Source organism: Hymenobacter tibetensis (assembly GCF_022827545.1).
In the GTDB taxonomy this organism is placed as follows: domain Bacteria; phylum Bacteroidota; class Bacteroidia; order Cytophagales; family Hymenobacteraceae; genus Hymenobacter; species Hymenobacter tibetensis.
Map to the genome: position 1 here is coordinate 1,623,665 of NZ_CP094669.1, position 15,492 is coordinate 1,639,156.

Below are 15,492 nucleotides of genomic sequence, written 5' to 3' on the forward strand. Positions count from 1 at the left end.
CACTCACCTAAACAAGCGGCTGTAGCCGACTTAGCACGACTGCCTTTGAACATGACCGCACCAGCGGCCTGTTACCCCAACCCTTAGAATGGAAAAACCCAACAAAGTTCTCATCCTCGGTTCCGGCGCCCTCAAAATTGGAGAGGCCGGTGAGTTCGATTACTCCGGTTCTCAGGCCCTCAAGGCGCTGAAAGAGGAAGGCATCCGCACCATCCTCATCAACCCCAACATTGCCACCGTGCAGACGTCGGACAACATTGCCGACGACGTGTACTTCCTGCCCGTGACGCCCTACTTCGTGGAGGAAGTCATCAAGAAGGAGCAGCCTGATGGCATTCTGGTGGCATTTGGTGGCCAAACGGCCCTGAACTGCGCCGTGGCCTTGTACCGCGCCGGCGTGTTTGAGAAGTACAATGTGAAGGTGCTGGGTACGCCCGTGCAAAGCATCATCGACACCGAGGACCGGGATATTTTCAAGGAGAAGCTCGAACAGATTGGGGTGCTTTCGGCCCGTAGCGTAGCCGTGACGAACATGGACGACGCGCTGGCCGCCGCCGAAAAAATCGGTTTCCCAATTATCGTGCGGGCGGCGTTTGCGCTGGGCGGCCTGGGTAGCGGTTTCGCCAATAACATGGACGAACTGCGGGCCCTAGCCCAGAAATCCTTCACGACGTCCGACCAGATTCTGGTAGAAGAGTCGTTGAAGGGCTGGAAGGAAGTGGAGTACGAAGTGGTGCGCGACCAGTATGATAACTGCATCACGGTTTGCAACATGGAGAACTTCGACCCCATTGGGATTCACACCGGGGAAAGCATCGTGGTGGCCCCGTCGCAGACCTTGAGCAACCGCGAATACCACAAGCTGCGCAGCATCGGCATCAAAACCATCCGCCACCTCGGCATTGTGGGCGAGTGCAACATTCAGTACGCCCTCGACCCCGTGTCGGAAGACTACCGAGTGATTGAGGTGAATGCCCGCTTGTCGCGCTCCTCGGCGTTGGCTTCCAAGGCTACGGGCTACCCGCTGGCGTTTGTGGCAGCCAAGCTGAGCTTGGGCTACTCGCTGTCGGAGCTGAAAAACAGCGTGACCCAGACGACTTCGGCCTTCTTCGAGCCGGCGCTGGACTACGTGGTGGTAAAGCTGCCGCGCTGGGATTTGGCCAAGTTTGAAGGTGTGAACCGGCAGATTGGCTCGGCCATGAAGAGCGTAGGTGAGGTAATGGCCATCGGTAAATCGTTCGAGGAAGCCATCCAAAAAGGCTTGCGCATGCTGGACACCGGCAAGCGTGGTTTCGTGGCCAACAAGCCCGAGCAAGTGGACAACGCCACCATCGACAAGCTGCTGAGCGAGCCGAACGAGGAGCGCATCTTCGCCATCAACCTGGCGTTTGAGGCCGGCTATACGCTAAACCAAGTACACGATCTGACCAAGATTGACCACTGGTTCTTGCAGCGCCTGCTAACCATTTTCGAGCTGGGCAAGAAGCTGGCCGCTAAGCGCGGCAACGGCCTGGATGCTTTGGAAACTGGCCTGCTGCGCGATGTGAAAAAAGCCGGTTTCTCGGACCAGCAGATTGCCGTGAAACTGCTCGGCGAAGGCGACGTGAAAGCCGACGAACTGTTGGTGCGGGCCCGCCGCAAGGCCTTGGGCGTACTGCCGGTCATCAAGCAGATTGATACGCTGGCGGCTGAATTCCCAGCCAAAACCAACTACCTCTATAGCACCTACCACGGCACCGAAAACGACCTGACCCAAGAAACCGACAAGTCGATTGTAGTGCTGGGCTCGGGCGTGTACCGTATAGGCAGCTCCGTGGAGTTCGACTGGTGCGGCGTAAATGCCGTGCAGACAGCTGCCGAAGAAGGCTACAAAACCATCATCATCAACTACAACCCCGAAACCGTCAGCACCGACTACGACGTTTCGGACCGGCTGTACTTCGAGGAGCTGAGCTTCGAGCGGGTGATGGACATTCTGGAATTCGAGCAGCCCCAAGGCGTAATCCTGAGCACTGGCGGCCAGATTCCAAATAACCTCGCAACCCGCCTGGCCGATGCCAATGCGCCTATTTTGGGCACGGCGCCAGCCCGCATTGATGAGGCCGAGAACCGCCACAAGTTCAGCAGCATCATGGACGAGTTGGGCATTGCCCAGCCCCGCTGGAAGGAGCTGACTTCGCTGGATGCCATGTTCGAGTTTGTAGGTGAAGTGGGCTACCCGGTACTGATTCGTCCGAGCTATGTGCTGTCGGGGGCGTCCATGAACGTGGTTTCCAACGCCTTTGAGATGGAAGCTTTCCTGAAAGCTGCCGCCGAGGTAAGCGCCGAGTACCCGGTGGTGGTGTCGGAGTTTATGCAGGAGGCCAAGGAAATTGAGCTGGATGCAGTGGCCGATAAGGGCGAAATCGTAAGCTACGCCATTTCCGAGCACGTGGAGTTTGCCGGCGTGCACTCCGGCGACGCCACCATGTACTACCCACCCCAGCGGGTGTACGTGGGCACGGTGCGCAAACTCAAAATTATTGCCGAGAAGATTGCCAAGCGCTACGAAATCAGCGGGCCGTTCAACATTCAGTTCTTGGAGAAGAACCGCGAAATTCGGGTGATTGAGTGCAATATCCGCGCCTCCCGCTCTTTCCCGTTTGTGTCCAAGGTCTCGGGCCACAACCTCATCCGCAAGGCTACGCAGGTGCTGCTGGGTAAGAAAGTGGAGCGCGACGCGAGTGAGCTGGTCTACGACCTGCCTTTCGTGGGTGTAAAAGCCCCCCAATTCTCCTTCACACGCCTGCCCGGCGCCGACCCGGTGCTGCGCGTGGACATGGTGAGCACCGGCGAAGTCGGCTGCTTGGGCGACACGGCCGAGGAAGCGCTGCTGAAATCGATGCTGAGCGTGGGCTACAAGATTCCACAGAAGTCGGTGCTGATTTCCAGTGGCCCCATCATCTCCAAGATAGCGCTGCTGGAATCGGCGCGGCTGCTGGTGCAAAGCGGCTACACCATCTACGCCACGCAGGGCACGCACCGCTTCTTCGCCGAACACAACGTGCCTAGCTCCCTCGTTTTCTGGCCCGATGACCACCAGGAACCCAACGTGCTGACCTACCTCAAGGAGAAGAAAATCGACTTAGTGATCAACATCCCCAAGAACCTTTCGAAGGGCGAGCTGGACAACGACTACAAAATCCGTCGCACCGCCATTGACTTCGGAGTTGGTTTGCTGACCAATGCCCGCCTAGCCAAGGCATTCATCCAAGCCTTCTGCACCCTAGAAATGAAGGACCTGAAGATCAAGAGCTGGAACGAGTATAAGGCTATGTAATCAGCAACGGTCAAAAAGAAAATGAGAACGTCATGCTGGGCTTGCCGAAGCATGACGTTCTCATTTTCTTTTATGTCTAGCTCACCTAACATCCTACAATGAAAAACTTCACTTCTTTCGCCGATGCAGGCGACTATAAGGCTCTATTGCAGCAGGCCCTGGAAATCAAGGCGAATCCGTTTGGCTACCAGCACATTGGGCGCAACAAAACTGTTGGACTGATATTCTTCAACCCTAGTCTGAGGACCCGGCTTAGCTCCGTGAAGGCGGCCTACAACCTGGGCGCGCAAGCCTGGGTACTCAATGCTGGCGCTGATTCGTGGACGCTGGAAATGGCCGATGGCGCGGTGATGAACGGCGGTACGCAGGAGCACATCAAGGAGGCCATTGCCGTCATGAGCCAGTACTGCGACGTGCTGGGCGTGCGCACTTTCCCTACGCTTAAGGACCGCGAGGCTGACTACAGCGAGGAAGTGTTCAACAAGATTCTGAAGTACGCTACGGTGCCCGTGGTGAGTCTGGAAAGCGCCACGCTGCACCCGTTGCAGTCGTTTGCCGACCTGATTACGGTGGCCGAAACCAAGCAGAAGGAGCGGGTGAAGGTGGTGCTGACCTGGGCCCCGCACGTGCGGGCGTTGCCCCAGTGCGTGCCCAATTCCTTTGCTGATTGGTTTTCGGAAGTGGACTGGGTGGACTTCGTTATTACTCACCCCGAAGGCTATGAACTGGACCCCAAGTTCACAAAGGGCGCCCGCATCGAGTACAATCAGAAGAAGGCCCTGGAAGGTGCCGACTTCGTGCAGGCTAAGAACTGGAGCAGCTACCAGGAGTACGGCCAGGTCATCAGCAACGACCCTAGCTGGATGCTCACTCCCGAGCACATGGCTACCACCAATGACGCTAAATTTCTGCATTGCTTGCCCGTGCGCCGCAACGTGGAAGTGTCGGATGCTATTCTGGATTCGCCAAACTCTTTGGTGATTCAGGAGGCTGGAAACCGAGTTTTCTCGATGCAAGCAGTATTGCACGAGTTAATGAAATAATGTTCATAATTCGGGCATTTTTCGCTGTAGCGCAACTTCGGGCTTTTACCATCGTTTAAGGGCACTCAACAGGATCAGACTCAACAGTCTGATTTTGGATAGTTCACCATAACCCCTTTTCATGAAAAAGCTACTTGTTCTCGCCGCTGTGTTCGTGTCCGGTATTTCTGCTGCCAACGCGCAAACCTCCACTACCACGACTACTACGGTTCCGCAACAGGGCACTACTACCCAGCCACAGACCACGGCTGGCTCTACGGCGCCTGCTACTACGGCTGGATCAACTGCTCCTACCATGGGCACGGCTCCCGCTACTACTACCACGGTAGAAACGCAGTCGACCACCACCGCCGCTCCCGCTACGACTGGCGCACCTTTGGAAGGCGACGTGAAAGTAAAAGACAAGAAGAAAAAGTCTAAAGTAAAGGCTGATCCTAACAAGTAAGCCTACGGTGCTTTGCACCTCAATCAAAAAGCCCGATTGCTCTCAAAGCAGTCGGGCTTTTTGGTGAGGGTACGTAGTAGGCAGTTTCAGGTAGTGGAGATGACAGCGCCAGCCAGGAAGCACCTCAATCCTGCACTGGCTCCAGCGGCACCGCCACGGGTTTGGGCTTACGGCTTACCAGAAATACGCCGCCAAAGATGAGCAGGGCTTGTAGCGCTTTGGAAAGGGTCAAGGTATCCTTGCCTAAGCTCACGGCAATGAGTACCGCCAAGGCAGGCTGCAAATAGATGTAAGCGCCGAGTAGGGCAGGGGAGGCATACTTAAGGGCCCAGTTGTTCAGCAGGTACGCCAGAATGGTAAGGCACACGACCATGTAGATGATAGCCGCCCAGATGCTAGCTGGAAAGCTAGCGTAGTCGGGGGTTTGGACCTGCTGCCAGCCGGCAGGTACCGCTAGTACGGCACCTACCAAAAAGATACGCGCTAGCACCGTGAATGGATGGTACTTGCGCATGAGAGGCATCACGAGAACCAAGTACGCACCAAAGGCAGTGGCATTGAGCAAAATGAATAAGTTGCCCAGCGTCCCATCTTGCCCAGCCACGGCCACCGGACCGCTCCGGCCCAAAATAATCAGCGCGGCCCCCAAACCGGCAAGCCCAATACCTAGCAAGCGGGGTAAGGTTAGTTTCTCTCCCAGAAGCACCACGGAAGCCAATACCGTTACGATAGGCGCTACCGTTTGAATAAGGGAGGCATTGATGGGCGAGGTCAGGTTGAGGCCCGAGAAGAAAAGCAGCTGGTTTAGGCCGATGCCCAGAATGCCACACAAAACCGCCCGTACGTTGTCGGCGCGCCCAATGATACGGTCTTGCGGCGCGACCACGCGGCTCACAATGCCGAAAAACAACGTGGCACCCACAATCCGCAGCAATACCAGCCCGAACGGACCCATGTAGCGCGGCATCACATCCTTGGAAATACTGTAGTTGGCCGCGTAAATCAGGGCCACCAGAAATAAGGCCGCATGGACCTTGACGGAATTTTTCATTGGGAGGCGAAGGTACTGCCAAATGGCACCATGTCGGATGAGAGGCCAGCCTAACCGCCAAACCCAAAACGCCTGCGGGGTGCGCGTACCGTAAGCTTCCCGGCCTCAAGGGCTCGATGTCACAACTGCTATCCATGGCTGCTTCAAGTATTAAAATAGAAGCAAAGCTTATCGGACGCCATTTTATTTATGTCCTTACAAAGTCATCGACTTTTCCACGTACAACCCGTTTTCATGAACACAAAGGTGATTTCAGCATCTTCGTGCCACATGTTCCTGGTAATGCGCACGGCAAAGGCGTGCTGCTCACGTACTCTCTATTCATCCTGCTTCTTCATGTCCACCGGCTCCCTCTTCGATTCTGAACCTACCCCGTCCTCCAACTTACGCCCAAAGGCGGCGGATACGGCGCCATTGGCCGAACGCCGAAGGCCACGCACCCTGCAGGAATATGCTGGTCAGCAACACCTTATTGGCCCGGAAGGAGTGCTGCGCCGCTACCTGAATGCAGGGCGCTTGCCGAGCCTGATTCTGTGGGGCCCACCGGGCGTGGGCAAAACCACCCTGGCGCACCTGCTGGCTGAGGAATTGCACAAGCCGTTTGTAGCGCTGAGTGCCATTAATGCGGGCGTGAAAGATGTGCGCGAGGTGATTGACCGCGCCCGAAAGCAGCGGGGTACCATCCTGTTCATCGACGAGATTCACCGTTTCAGCAAAAGCCAGCAGGACGCCTTGCTGGGAGCAGTGGAGCAGGGCATTGTGACGCTGATTGGGGCCACCACCGAAAACCCTTCTTTCGAGGTAATTCCGGCCGTATTAAGCCGGGCGCAAGTGTACGTGCTGGAGCCGCTGAGCAAGGAAGTACTAACTGACCTCGTGGACAAAGCATTAGCCGAAGACGAGCAGCTTCAGCAAAAAAATGTGCGCGTGCAAGAGTACGGTGCGCTGCTCACCATCTCGGGCGGCGACGCGCGTAAGCTGCTCAACCTGCTTGAAATCGTAGTAGAGTCCAGCCGGCCCGACCCGGAAACCGGCGAAATCACGATTACCGACGACGTCGTGCAACAGCTGGCCCAGCAGCACCTAGCGCGCTACGACAAAGGCGGCGAAATGCACTACGATGTTATTTCGGCCTTTATTAAAAGCATCCGAGGGTCTGACCCCAACGCCGCACTTTACTACCTGGCCGTGATGCTAGAAGGCGGCGAAGACCCCAAGTTCATTGCGCGGCGGCTGCTTATCCTGGCTTCCGAGGACGTGGGTATGGCAAACCCCAATGCGCTGATGCTGGCCAATAGCTGTTTTCAGGCCGTTACAGTAATTGGGATGCCGGAGGGCGACATTATTCTGGGGCAAACCGTGGTGTACTTGGCTACTTCACCTAAAAGCAACGCCAGCTACAAAGCTATCCGGGAGGCGCGGGCCCTGGTGCGGCAACAGGGCGTGCAGCCCGTGCCCATCCCGTTGCGCAATGCGCCCACCAAACTTATGAAAGACCTCGGCTACGGGGGACAGTACCAGTACTCGCACGACTATCCCGGCAACTTCGCCTACCAGGAGTTCATGCCCGAACAGCTCACCGGCACCACGTTCTATCATCCGGGCCACAATCCTGCCGAAACCAAGATTCAAGACCGCCTGCGCCAGCTATGGGGAGAGAAGTATGGGTACTAAGGGCTAGTGAACTGGCGTATAGACTTATATCGAGCAGGTGAAATATTTCCACTGCGTTGTTGTAATGAAAGCGCCTGCTTGTGCGATAGATGTTGTAATTGCTCGACGAAACGTTCTGAAATTTCGCGGGGTTCTGCCATACGTTGGGCAGCCCGAATGAATAACTTGCTCGTCGATGTTGTTCTATATAAAAGCAAACGGCAACCCACAACGTCTGCACGGGTGTCAGGTGCTTTCAATCAGTTTAATCCGTTTTTCTCTTCATGCGACAATTCTTTAAATATGTGCTGGCTACCATCACCGGCATTTTCATAATCGGCCTGGTTGGTGTTGTATTGCTGATTGGGTTTGCCGCCGCGCTGGCCTCATCCGACAAAGAAGTGACGGTAGCCAGCAATTCGGTGCTGGAACTGAAGCTCGACCGGCCAATTGCCGAGCGCGAAAGCCGGACTTCCTTCAACTCGATGCTCAGTTCGCAGGCCGACAACATTGGGCTGGATCAACTGAAGGCCACCATTCGCCGAGCCAAAACTGACGATGACATCAAGGGCATCTTGCTCAACGTGGAGCTGGTTCAGGCCGGCATGGCGTCGTTGGAGGAAGTGCGCAATGCGCTGCTGGACTTCAAGAAGTCCGGCAAGTTCATTGTGGCGTATGCTGATGCGGCTTCCGAGAAAAGCTACTACCTAACTTCGGTGGCTAACCGCATCTACCTCAATCCGCAGGGTACGTTGGAATTCAACGGCCTCAGCTCCGAGACGATGTACTACAAGAACCTGTTTGATAAGGCCGGTATCCAGCCTCAAATCTTCCGGGTGGGTTCGTTTAAGAGCGCCGTGGAGCCGTTTTTCCGAGAGAACATGTCGGATTCCGCCCGCCTGCAAACGTCGTCGTTCCTGAATTCGCTCAACGATTTCATGATTGGCAATGTGGCTACGGCGCGCAAAATCACGCCCGCTCGCCTCAAAGTCATTTCCGATTCCATGCTGGTACATAACGCCGACGACGCCAAGCGCCTCGGCCTAGTCACGCACCTCGGCTACTATGACCAAGCCCTCGACTACATGAAAGGCAAACTGGGCGTAGAAAAAGACGACAAGCTCAGCCTAGTTGACTTAAGCGACTACAGCAAAACCGACGACGAAGACAGTGCCAGCGGCAACCGCATTGCCGTGATATACGCTGACGGCGACATTGTAACCGGCAAGGGTGGCAGCGACAACATTGGCAGCACCCGTTTCGCAGAAGCCATCCGCAAGGCCCGCCTCGATGATAAGGTGAAAGCGGTGGTGTTGCGCGTGAACTCGCCCGGCGGTTCGTCGCTGGCCTCCGATATCATCTACCGCGAAGTGATGCTCATCAAAAAAGTTAAGCCGGTGGTGTGCTCGATGTCGGACGTGGCGGCCAGTGGCGGCTACTTCATTGCCATGGGCTGCGACACTATTGTAGCGCATCCGAACACCATTACGGGTAGCATCGGTGTGTTTGGCGTGTTGCCGAACATCGAGCCTCTGCTAAGCGACAAGCTGGGTATCACCACCGACCGGGTTACCACTGGCAAGTTCTCGGACTTCCCCACCATTACGCGGGCTCTCACGCCGTTCGAGCAAACGCAGTTTCAGAACGAAATCAACCGCATCTACGCCGACTTTACCACCAAAGCCGCTCAGGGCCGCAAGATGCCCGTAGAGCGCCTGCGGGGCTTTGCCTCAGGCCGGGTGTGGTCGGGTTCCGAAGCCAAAGCTCGGGGCTTAGTAGACGTGCTCGGTTCGTTTGACGACGCGTTGAAAATAGCTGCCCGTCGGGCCAAACTCAAGGACGGTGACTACAGCATTCAGAAGCTGCCGCGCCAGAAAACCTTCGCTGAGTCTATCTTCAGCGGCTTCGGAGAAGAAGCGCGTATGCGTATGGTACGCGAAGAAATGGGGCCGATATACCCCGTGTACCAGCAGTACAAAAAGCTCTCTGAAATGAAAGGCGCCCAAATGCGCATGCCGTTCGAACTTAATATCAATTAACGACACGCTCTTATGCTGGTTCCTCTTCTTGAAAAGGAAGGGGAACCAGCTTTTTAGTTGTACTCCTCAAACTCACTTCATGCAGGACCTTCACCAAGCCGCTGATTATCTCCGCCAACGCCTTTCCAACTTCACGCCTGAGTTCGGCATTATCCTCGGCACAGGCCTCGGGGCCTTGGTGAAAGACCTGACCATCCATCACACGTTCCTTTACGCCGATATTCCCAATTTTCCGGTTTCCACCGTGGAAAGCCATTCCGGAAATTTGCTAGCGGCAGAGCTAGCCGGCCGGAAGGTGCTGGTAATGCAGGGCCGCTTTCATTATTACGAAGGCTACAGGATGGAGCAAGTGGTACTGCCCGTGCGCGTCATGAAGCTGTTGGGCATTCAGAAGCTGTTCGTGAGCAATGCCGCCGGCGGCCTACACCCCGACATGGAGTACTCGGATTTGATGCTGCTCGAAGACCACATCAACCTGCAACCCACCAACCCGCTGGTCGGCAAAAACCTCGACGAGCTAGGCCCCCGCTTCCCCGACATGCTGGAACCGTACAACGCCGCGCTGCTGCAGCAAGCTGAGGACGCTGCCCGCACCCTGGGCTTTGCCGACAAAGTACGGCGGGGCGTGTACGCCAGCCTGCCCGGCCCCATGCTCGAAACGCCCGCTGAATACCGCTATCTGCGTACCATTGGAGCCGATGCCGTTGGCATGAGCACTGTACCCGAGGTTATTGCCGCGGTGCACATGGGCTTGCCGGTGCTGGCCATATCCGTCATCACCGACCTATGCTCGCCCGGCAAGCTCAAGCGCGTCGAAATAGCCGATATCCTGCGAGTAGCCGCTGCGGCAGAACCCCGCCTGACGGCGTTGTTGCGGTCAGTAATTGAAATGCAATAGACTCTTTACTGCACGAGAATAGTACAAGAGAAGAGTAAGCCATAACATAAGCACAACAAGGCCCGCTCCTGATAAGGGCGGGCCTTGTTGTGCTTATGTTATGGCTTACTCTAGGGCTGAGACAAGAAAGCAAACCTCTCTAACGTTACTTGATGATTAGTTGCTTTCGGTCGTAGCTCAATACCGTGAAAACCCCTACGCCGCCTTCTACTGTGCTTCTGATGGCCGCGGGCTGCGAAAAAGGGTTGCCGTTGGCATTGCGTGCATCATCTACCGACTGCCGAAACTGATAGTACGGGCGGTCCAGGTGGTAAAGAGTCACGAGGAGCGTATCGCCGGGGTCGAAGATGAAGCTGGTGCCGAGCGTGACATTCGTGCCATCGGTAAGGCGGTCTTCCACATCATAATCTATTTCCGGATCATCCGAAATACTGTCGCGGTGAATTTGCAGGCGGTAGTGGTTGCCCACGCCAGCGGGGTCTTTGAAGTTAGTGAGTACGAGGGCCTCCCGTGACTCGGGAGGAAGGTCATTGAACTCGTATTCCAGCGAGTCGATGGGGACGCGGGCGGGCATGGTGGCGGTGCCGGTTACGCGGCGGCCTTTGGTGTCCGTCACCTCTAGCTTGAACGTGTCGCCGGGACGGGCCACCAGCCGCCGCAGCCCCGTGTGGGTGAAGGCCTTGCCTGTGCTCGGATTGAAGGCCGGGAAGTACCGCAGCGTTTCCACCTGGCCATTGGCCAGCGTAAGTTTGACGGTGACGTCTTCCGGCACTACGGGGTCGGGGGAAGCCAGGTAGGCAGTTGTTTCCGTCACGGTCAGGCGCGGAACCTGGCCATTTTCGAGGTAGCATTCCACTACCAGCTGCGCAGGCAATGCCGGCAATTCCACTTCGATATCCTTCTGCAGATTGCAGCCCGAAAAGGACACCACGGCCAGCAACCCAAGCAGGCGCAAAGCAGAGGCACGAACAGTCAAGAAAGTAATCATAAAGCCAGTAAGAAAAGCACAACGTGCAAACGCGCCGAAGAATCAGCACGGAAAAAGCTGCTCGGAGTTAAAACTTGAAATTGTAAGTCACGGCCGGAATGACGGGGAACAGGGAAACCTGCCGGGCGCGGTAGCCCGTCACGGGCGCGTCGTCGTCTTCCTGGATCTGGTCGAAATACACGAAATAGGGGTTACGGCGGTTGTAGGCATTGTACACACTAAACGTCAGGTCCGACTCCGGGAACCAGCGGTTGGGCTTCATCCGCCACACCACACCCAAATCAAGCCGGTTGTAGGAGGCCAAGCGGTAAGAATTGCGGTCAGGATAGACAGGCACAGCCGCTACCTCGCCGCCAAACACATCCTGCACGGCAAAGCGGCCGGCGGGCAGTGTAGTGGCATTGCCGGAAGTGAAGACAAAGGAGCCAGTTAGGTTGACACGCTCATTGAGCTGGTGCAACAGCACGGCAGTCAGGTTGTGACGCCGGTCGTAGTTGGGGTAGAACACGCTGCCACCGTTGATGCCGGTGGTACCGCGCTGCGGCGGAAACTGCCGCTTGCTCCATGACAGGGTATAGCCAATCCAGCCGGTGGTACGGCCCGTCTTCTTTTCCAGGTACAGCTCGTTGCCGTAGGCCCAGCCCTTGCCGAACAGAAACTCGCTATCCAGGTCTGGGTTCACGAACAGTTGCGCACCATCTTTGAAATCCACCTGATTCTGGGCCCACTTATAATACACCTCGTTGGTGAGCAAGTATTTGCCGTCGCCTAGCAGGAAGCTAGCCCCCGTTGCCACTTGCTGCGAGCGTTGCGGCTTCACCGACAGCCGGGAAGGGTACCAAATATCAGTAGGCAGTGTAGCGCCCGAGTTCGTCACCAAGTGTACATACTGGTACATCAGGGCATAGCTGGCCTTCAGCGAAGTTTTGGGGGTGAGGGAGTAGCGGGCCGAACCTCGGGGCTCCAAGCCGCCATAGGCATCGGAACCGCTCTGAAAACCCGTTACCCGCAGGCCGTACTCGAACTGCCACTTATCAGAAGGTTTGAAATTGTCGGAAGCATACACTGCCGCTTCCTGGCCGCGGTAGTTGACGTCGGAGCCAATGTTGAAACGGCCATCCGAGGCACCCGCCTGCAAACGGCCCACTCCAAATCGGTGCGTAGTGGCTTGCACGCCAAACTTCATGGCATGCTTGTCGTTGGGCGCGTAGTCGAGGTCAGTACGAACCGAGTAGTCGCGGATAGTCGAGCCCAGGTTGAAACTAAACTGGTCTAGCTTGTTGGTGACGTCGTACTGATAGTTCGTGACAGAAAGGGTGGTATTGAGGTACAGCCGCTTGTTGAACACGTGGTTCCAGCGGGCCGCGCCTACTGTATTGCCCCACGTGAAGCTGAAGTCGAACCCACCCTGCGAGGCAAAGCCGAAGGCGTCGCGGCCATGGTAGCCACTCAAAAACACCTGGTCTTTTGGGCCCAGCGTATAGTTGGCTTTGGCGTTGAAGTCGTAGAAATAATAATCAGGTATCGGGTTGTATTCCGGGTCGTCGTCGTTGAGGTTGTTGATCTGGCGTGTGAAAATGTCGAAGTAGGTGCGGCGGCCCGATACAATGAACGACCCTTTGTCTTTCACAATGGGGCCTTCCACCGTGAGGCGCGACGAAATCAGCCCCAGCCCACCGCTTACTCCCACTTTCTGTTTGTCGCCCTCGCGCAGCTTCACATCTATCACCGATGAAAGTCGCCCGCCGTATTGAGCCGGAAAACCGCCCTTGTATAAGTCCACGCTAGCTACCGCGTCGGGGTTGAACACCGAAAACAACCCGAACAAGTGGCTCGGATTGTACACCAACGCATCATCAACAAGTACTAGGTTTTGGTCGCTGGAGCCGCCGCGCACAAACAAGCCGCTGGTTCCTTCACCACCGTTTTGCACGCCCGGTTTGAGTTGCAAGGTCTTCAGGATATCCACTTCGCCAAATAGAGCCGGCAGCAGCTTGGCTTCTTTGGCCGTGAGCCGCTCCACGCTCATCTGGGTGGTCTGGAGCTTTTGCTCGAGCGTGCCAGAACCTTCCACCACCACCTCACCCAGGGCATTGCTGGATTCCGACAAAGTGAACGACACGCGTTGGTCGCGGGTCAGGTTCACTTCGCGCGTTTGGTTTTCGTAGCCGATAAATGAAACCACCACCTGATGCCGGCCAGCTGGCAACGAAAGCGAATACGCTCCCGATGCATCCGTTGTAACCCCAGCACCCAGGGCCGACACCGTGACCGAAGCTCCAGGTAGTGATTCGCGGTTGCTGGCGGCGCGTACCACGCCCGTGAGCTTGTAGGTGGCTACTGACTGGGCCCCCGCTGGCGCTGTTGTCAGGATATATAAGAAGCTGAAAACAAGCAGTAGAAAAGTAGAACGCATCCGTAAGGGGTAAGTCTGGCACCAGCAAAAGTAAGCTACGCATTACCTAACGCCCGGACCCGCCGGATAGTTTGTGGCGCAGTTGCCTTGCCCCTTACTAGAGTAGCTTACCCCAGAAAGGGTTGTACTGCCTGGGCGAGCTGCGGCGCCGCTACCACCCCCGATTGCCGCCATACCGGCTGGCCTTTGTGAAACAAGATCAGCGTTGGAATGCCCTGCACGCGAAATTGCTGCGCTGCGGCCGGATTACGGTCCACGTCGATTTTGATGATTTTAAGTTTACCCTGGTGTTGCGCCGCTACTTGCTCTAGAATAGGAGCCATGGTCTTGCAGGGTCCGCACCAATCGGCGTAAAAGTCAACCAATACTGGCATGCCGGGGCTGTTGATGAGCTCGGAGAATGATTTTTTAGGCATGGGAAGAAAGCTGTAGTAGAGAGTGATTCAGAGTGGGCGCAGGCCATAAGCTTGCAGCAGGGTAGGAGCTTGCACCCGCTGTAGCTGATACGACACCACTGGAAAGACGTTTGCCACCAACCGGCCAAAACGCAAAAAGCCCGGTGCACAGGCACCGGGCGAAGTATCGATATGCGAAGTAGCTTATTTCTTTTTGTCGGCAACCAGCGTGGTTACGTCGTTGAAAGTTTCGGGGAACGAGAACTTGCCTCCCACCACTTTCTTGCCGGAAACCTGGCACTCCCAGGTGTACGGGCCCGGTAGCGCGCGGGCAGCTTCGCCGCTTTCCGCCTTGAAGTAATCCGCCTCAGTAGGTTCGGAAGGAAAGACAACATCGATGCCGTTTTGCCCGCTGGCTATCTCCTTGGTCAGGAAATAGGTCTTGCCACTGGTGTTGTTGGTGACAACAAACTTGGCGGTGTAGGTGCCTAAAGAACCAAACTTATCCATCACACCCAGCTTCATGAAGGCATCGGTAGAAACCATCCAGGTTTGAGCCTGCGAGGCGGTGGAAGTGAGAAGCATCAGCCCTAATCCCAGTCCGGCAACGCGGAGTGAAGAAGTGAGGCGAGATGAAAAAGCAGGAGTAGAAACGCCCATGAGTATAACAATAAAGTGAGAAGGCAAAAAAAGAATAGAAAAGTGAAAAAACTGGGCCTGTTTGCTTTTAAACCATTCGGACCCAACCAAATATAGGAGTATTTCGGTCTAGCTGATCATAAAAAGCGCGTTTTTTTTACCAGTAAAAACGGAACCTCTCTTTTAAAATCAGGTTTGTAATTAGTCTATTGAGTATGCCCATATGCCCCGCCGTCGCGCTTCTATTTCTGCTGTTGAGGTAGCTCCCGAAATTGGAAAAGGGGCTGAAAACAGGTGTGCATTGTGCGAGCGAGACGTACAGCACTTGTCGCGCCACCACTTAGTGCCGCGCGAAGAGGGCGGGCGGCACGGCCCCACCGCCGACCTGTGTCAGCCTTGCCATAGCAGCATCCACCTGCTGCTCGACAACAAGGAGCTAGCGCGGCACTATCACACCATCGAGGCCCTGCGTGGCGCGGAAAAGCTGCAGAAGTACTTGCACTGGATTCGGCGCAGCCGGGTGGAGCGCATTTCCAATCGGCGCAGCAAAGGGTAAGGAGTGCCCAGCAAGTACCCGCTGTTACCCGCGTGAAACTCTCGCTTATC

The 15,492-nt window shown here is 56.0% G+C and carries 12 protein-coding genes; 7 read left to right on the forward strand and 5 right to left on the reverse strand.

What is annotated here, in order from left to right; translation table 11 throughout:
- The first annotated feature begins 88 nt into the window (after window positions 1-88).
- The 3 genes from carB to MTX78_RS06555 all read left to right on the forward strand — a co-directional run bounded on the left by carB (window position 89) and on the right by MTX78_RS06555 (window position 4,807).
- Entirely contained in the window at window positions 89-3,319 is a 3,231-nt protein-coding gene (gene carB, locus MTX78_RS06545; protein ID WP_243801009.1) for a carbamoyl-phosphate synthase (glutamine-hydrolyzing) large subunit, read from the forward strand.
- A gap of 98 nt (window positions 3,320-3,417) precedes the next feature.
- Complete coding sequence (locus MTX78_RS06550) at window positions 3,418-4,362, forward strand: N-acetylornithine carbamoyltransferase (protein WP_243801010.1); 945 nt, start codon at window positions 3,418-3,420, stop codon at window positions 4,360-4,362.
- 121 nt (window positions 4,363-4,483) lie between these two features.
- Window positions 4,484-4,807 (forward strand): hypothetical protein, encoded by a 324-nt coding sequence (locus MTX78_RS06555; RefSeq protein WP_243801011.1) that lies wholly within the window; start codon window positions 4,484-4,486, stop codon window positions 4,805-4,807.
- Window positions 4,808-4,931: 124 nt separating this feature from the next.
- Here the strand turns inward: MTX78_RS06555 and MTX78_RS06560 are convergent, their stop codons facing one another.
- Entirely contained in the window at window positions 4,932-5,858 is a 927-nt protein-coding gene (locus MTX78_RS06560) for a DMT family transporter (RefSeq protein WP_243801012.1), read from the reverse strand.
- Window positions 5,859-6,194: 336 nt separating this feature from the next.
- Here MTX78_RS06560 and MTX78_RS06565 point away from each other — a divergent pair, with 336 nt between their 5' ends.
- The 3 genes from MTX78_RS06565 to MTX78_RS06575 all read left to right on the forward strand — a co-directional run bounded on the left by MTX78_RS06565 (window position 6,195) and on the right by MTX78_RS06575 (window position 10,448).
- Entirely contained in the window at window positions 6,195-7,532 is a 1,338-nt protein-coding gene (locus MTX78_RS06565; RefSeq protein ID WP_243801014.1) for a replication-associated recombination protein A, read from the forward strand.
- Window positions 7,533-7,795: 263 nt separating this feature from the next.
- Entirely contained in the window at window positions 7,796-9,550 is a 1,755-nt protein-coding gene (gene sppA, locus MTX78_RS06570) for a signal peptide peptidase SppA (protein WP_243801016.1), read from the forward strand.
- Window positions 9,551-9,629: 79 nt separating this feature from the next.
- Window positions 9,630-10,448 carry a purine-nucleoside phosphorylase gene (locus MTX78_RS06575; RefSeq protein WP_243801018.1) on the forward strand — a complete coding sequence of 273 codons (819 nt, stop codon included), beginning with the start codon at window positions 9,630-9,632 and terminating at the stop codon, window positions 10,446-10,448.
- A 145-nt stretch (window positions 10,449-10,593) separates the two neighbouring features.
- Here the strand turns inward: MTX78_RS06575 and MTX78_RS06580 are convergent, their stop codons facing one another.
- From MTX78_RS06580 to MTX78_RS06595, 4 genes are all read right to left on the reverse strand, one after another.
- Window positions 10,594-11,436, reverse strand: coding sequence for a DUF4249 domain-containing protein (locus tag MTX78_RS06580; RefSeq protein ID WP_243801019.1), 843 nt, complete (start codon window positions 11,434-11,436; stop codon window positions 10,594-10,596).
- 67 nt (window positions 11,437-11,503) lie between these two features.
- The gene (locus tag MTX78_RS06585; protein ID WP_243801021.1) at window positions 11,504-13,852 is read right to left on the reverse strand and encodes a TonB-dependent receptor; all 2,349 of its coding nucleotides are present in this window, start codon (window positions 13,850-13,852) and stop codon (window positions 11,504-11,506) included.
- Window positions 13,853-13,959: 107 nt separating this feature from the next.
- Window positions 13,960-14,268, reverse strand: coding sequence for a thioredoxin (gene trxA, locus MTX78_RS06590; RefSeq protein ID WP_243801023.1), 309 nt, complete (start codon window positions 14,266-14,268; stop codon window positions 13,960-13,962).
- A gap of 183 nt (window positions 14,269-14,451) precedes the next feature.
- Entirely contained in the window at window positions 14,452-14,907 is a 456-nt protein-coding gene (locus MTX78_RS06595) for a hypothetical protein (protein ID WP_243801024.1), read from the reverse strand.
- Window positions 14,908-15,109: 202 nt separating this feature from the next.
- On the opposite strand from MTX78_RS06595, the gene MTX78_RS06600 reads away from it, so the two are divergent.
- Complete coding sequence (locus MTX78_RS06600) at window positions 15,110-15,442, forward strand: HNH endonuclease (RefSeq protein ID WP_243801025.1); 333 nt, start codon at window positions 15,110-15,112, stop codon at window positions 15,440-15,442.
- Window positions 15,443-15,492 lie beyond the last annotated feature (50 nt).

Bases quoted from the DNA above. Each gene is read 5' to 3' on its own strand.
- carB (WP_243801009.1), top strand. From the start codon at position 89: ATGGAAAAACCCAACAAAGTTCTCATCCTCGGTTCCGGCGCCCTCAAA.
- MTX78_RS06550 (WP_243801010.1), top strand. From the start codon at position 3,418: ATGAAAAACTTCACTTCTTTCGCCGATGCAGGCGACTATAAGGCTCTA.
- MTX78_RS06555 (WP_243801011.1), top strand. From the start codon at position 4,484: ATGAAAAAGCTACTTGTTCTCGCCGCTGTGTTCGTGTCCGGTATTTCT.
- MTX78_RS06560 (WP_243801012.1), bottom strand. From the start codon at position 5,858: ATGAAAAATTCCGTCAAGGTCCATGCGGCCTTATTTCTGGTGGCCCTG.
- MTX78_RS06565 (WP_243801014.1), top strand. From the start codon at position 6,195: ATGTCCACCGGCTCCCTCTTCGATTCTGAACCTACCCCGTCCTCCAAC.
- sppA (WP_243801016.1), top strand. From the start codon at position 7,796: ATGCGACAATTCTTTAAATATGTGCTGGCTACCATCACCGGCATTTTC.
- MTX78_RS06575 (WP_243801018.1), top strand. From the start codon at position 9,630: ATGCAGGACCTTCACCAAGCCGCTGATTATCTCCGCCAACGCCTTTCC.
- MTX78_RS06580 (WP_243801019.1), bottom strand. From the start codon at position 11,436: ATGATTACTTTCTTGACTGTTCGTGCCTCTGCTTTGCGCCTGCTTGGG.
- MTX78_RS06585 (WP_243801021.1), bottom strand. From the start codon at position 13,852: ATGCGTTCTACTTTTCTACTGCTTGTTTTCAGCTTCTTATATATCCTG.
- trxA (WP_243801023.1), bottom strand. From the start codon at position 14,268: ATGCCTAAAAAATCATTCTCCGAGCTCATCAACAGCCCCGGCATGCCA.
- MTX78_RS06595 (WP_243801024.1), bottom strand. From the start codon at position 14,907: ATGGGCGTTTCTACTCCTGCTTTTTCATCTCGCCTCACTTCTTCACTC.
- MTX78_RS06600 (WP_243801025.1), top strand. From the start codon at position 15,110: ATGCCCCGCCGTCGCGCTTCTATTTCTGCTGTTGAGGTAGCTCCCGAA.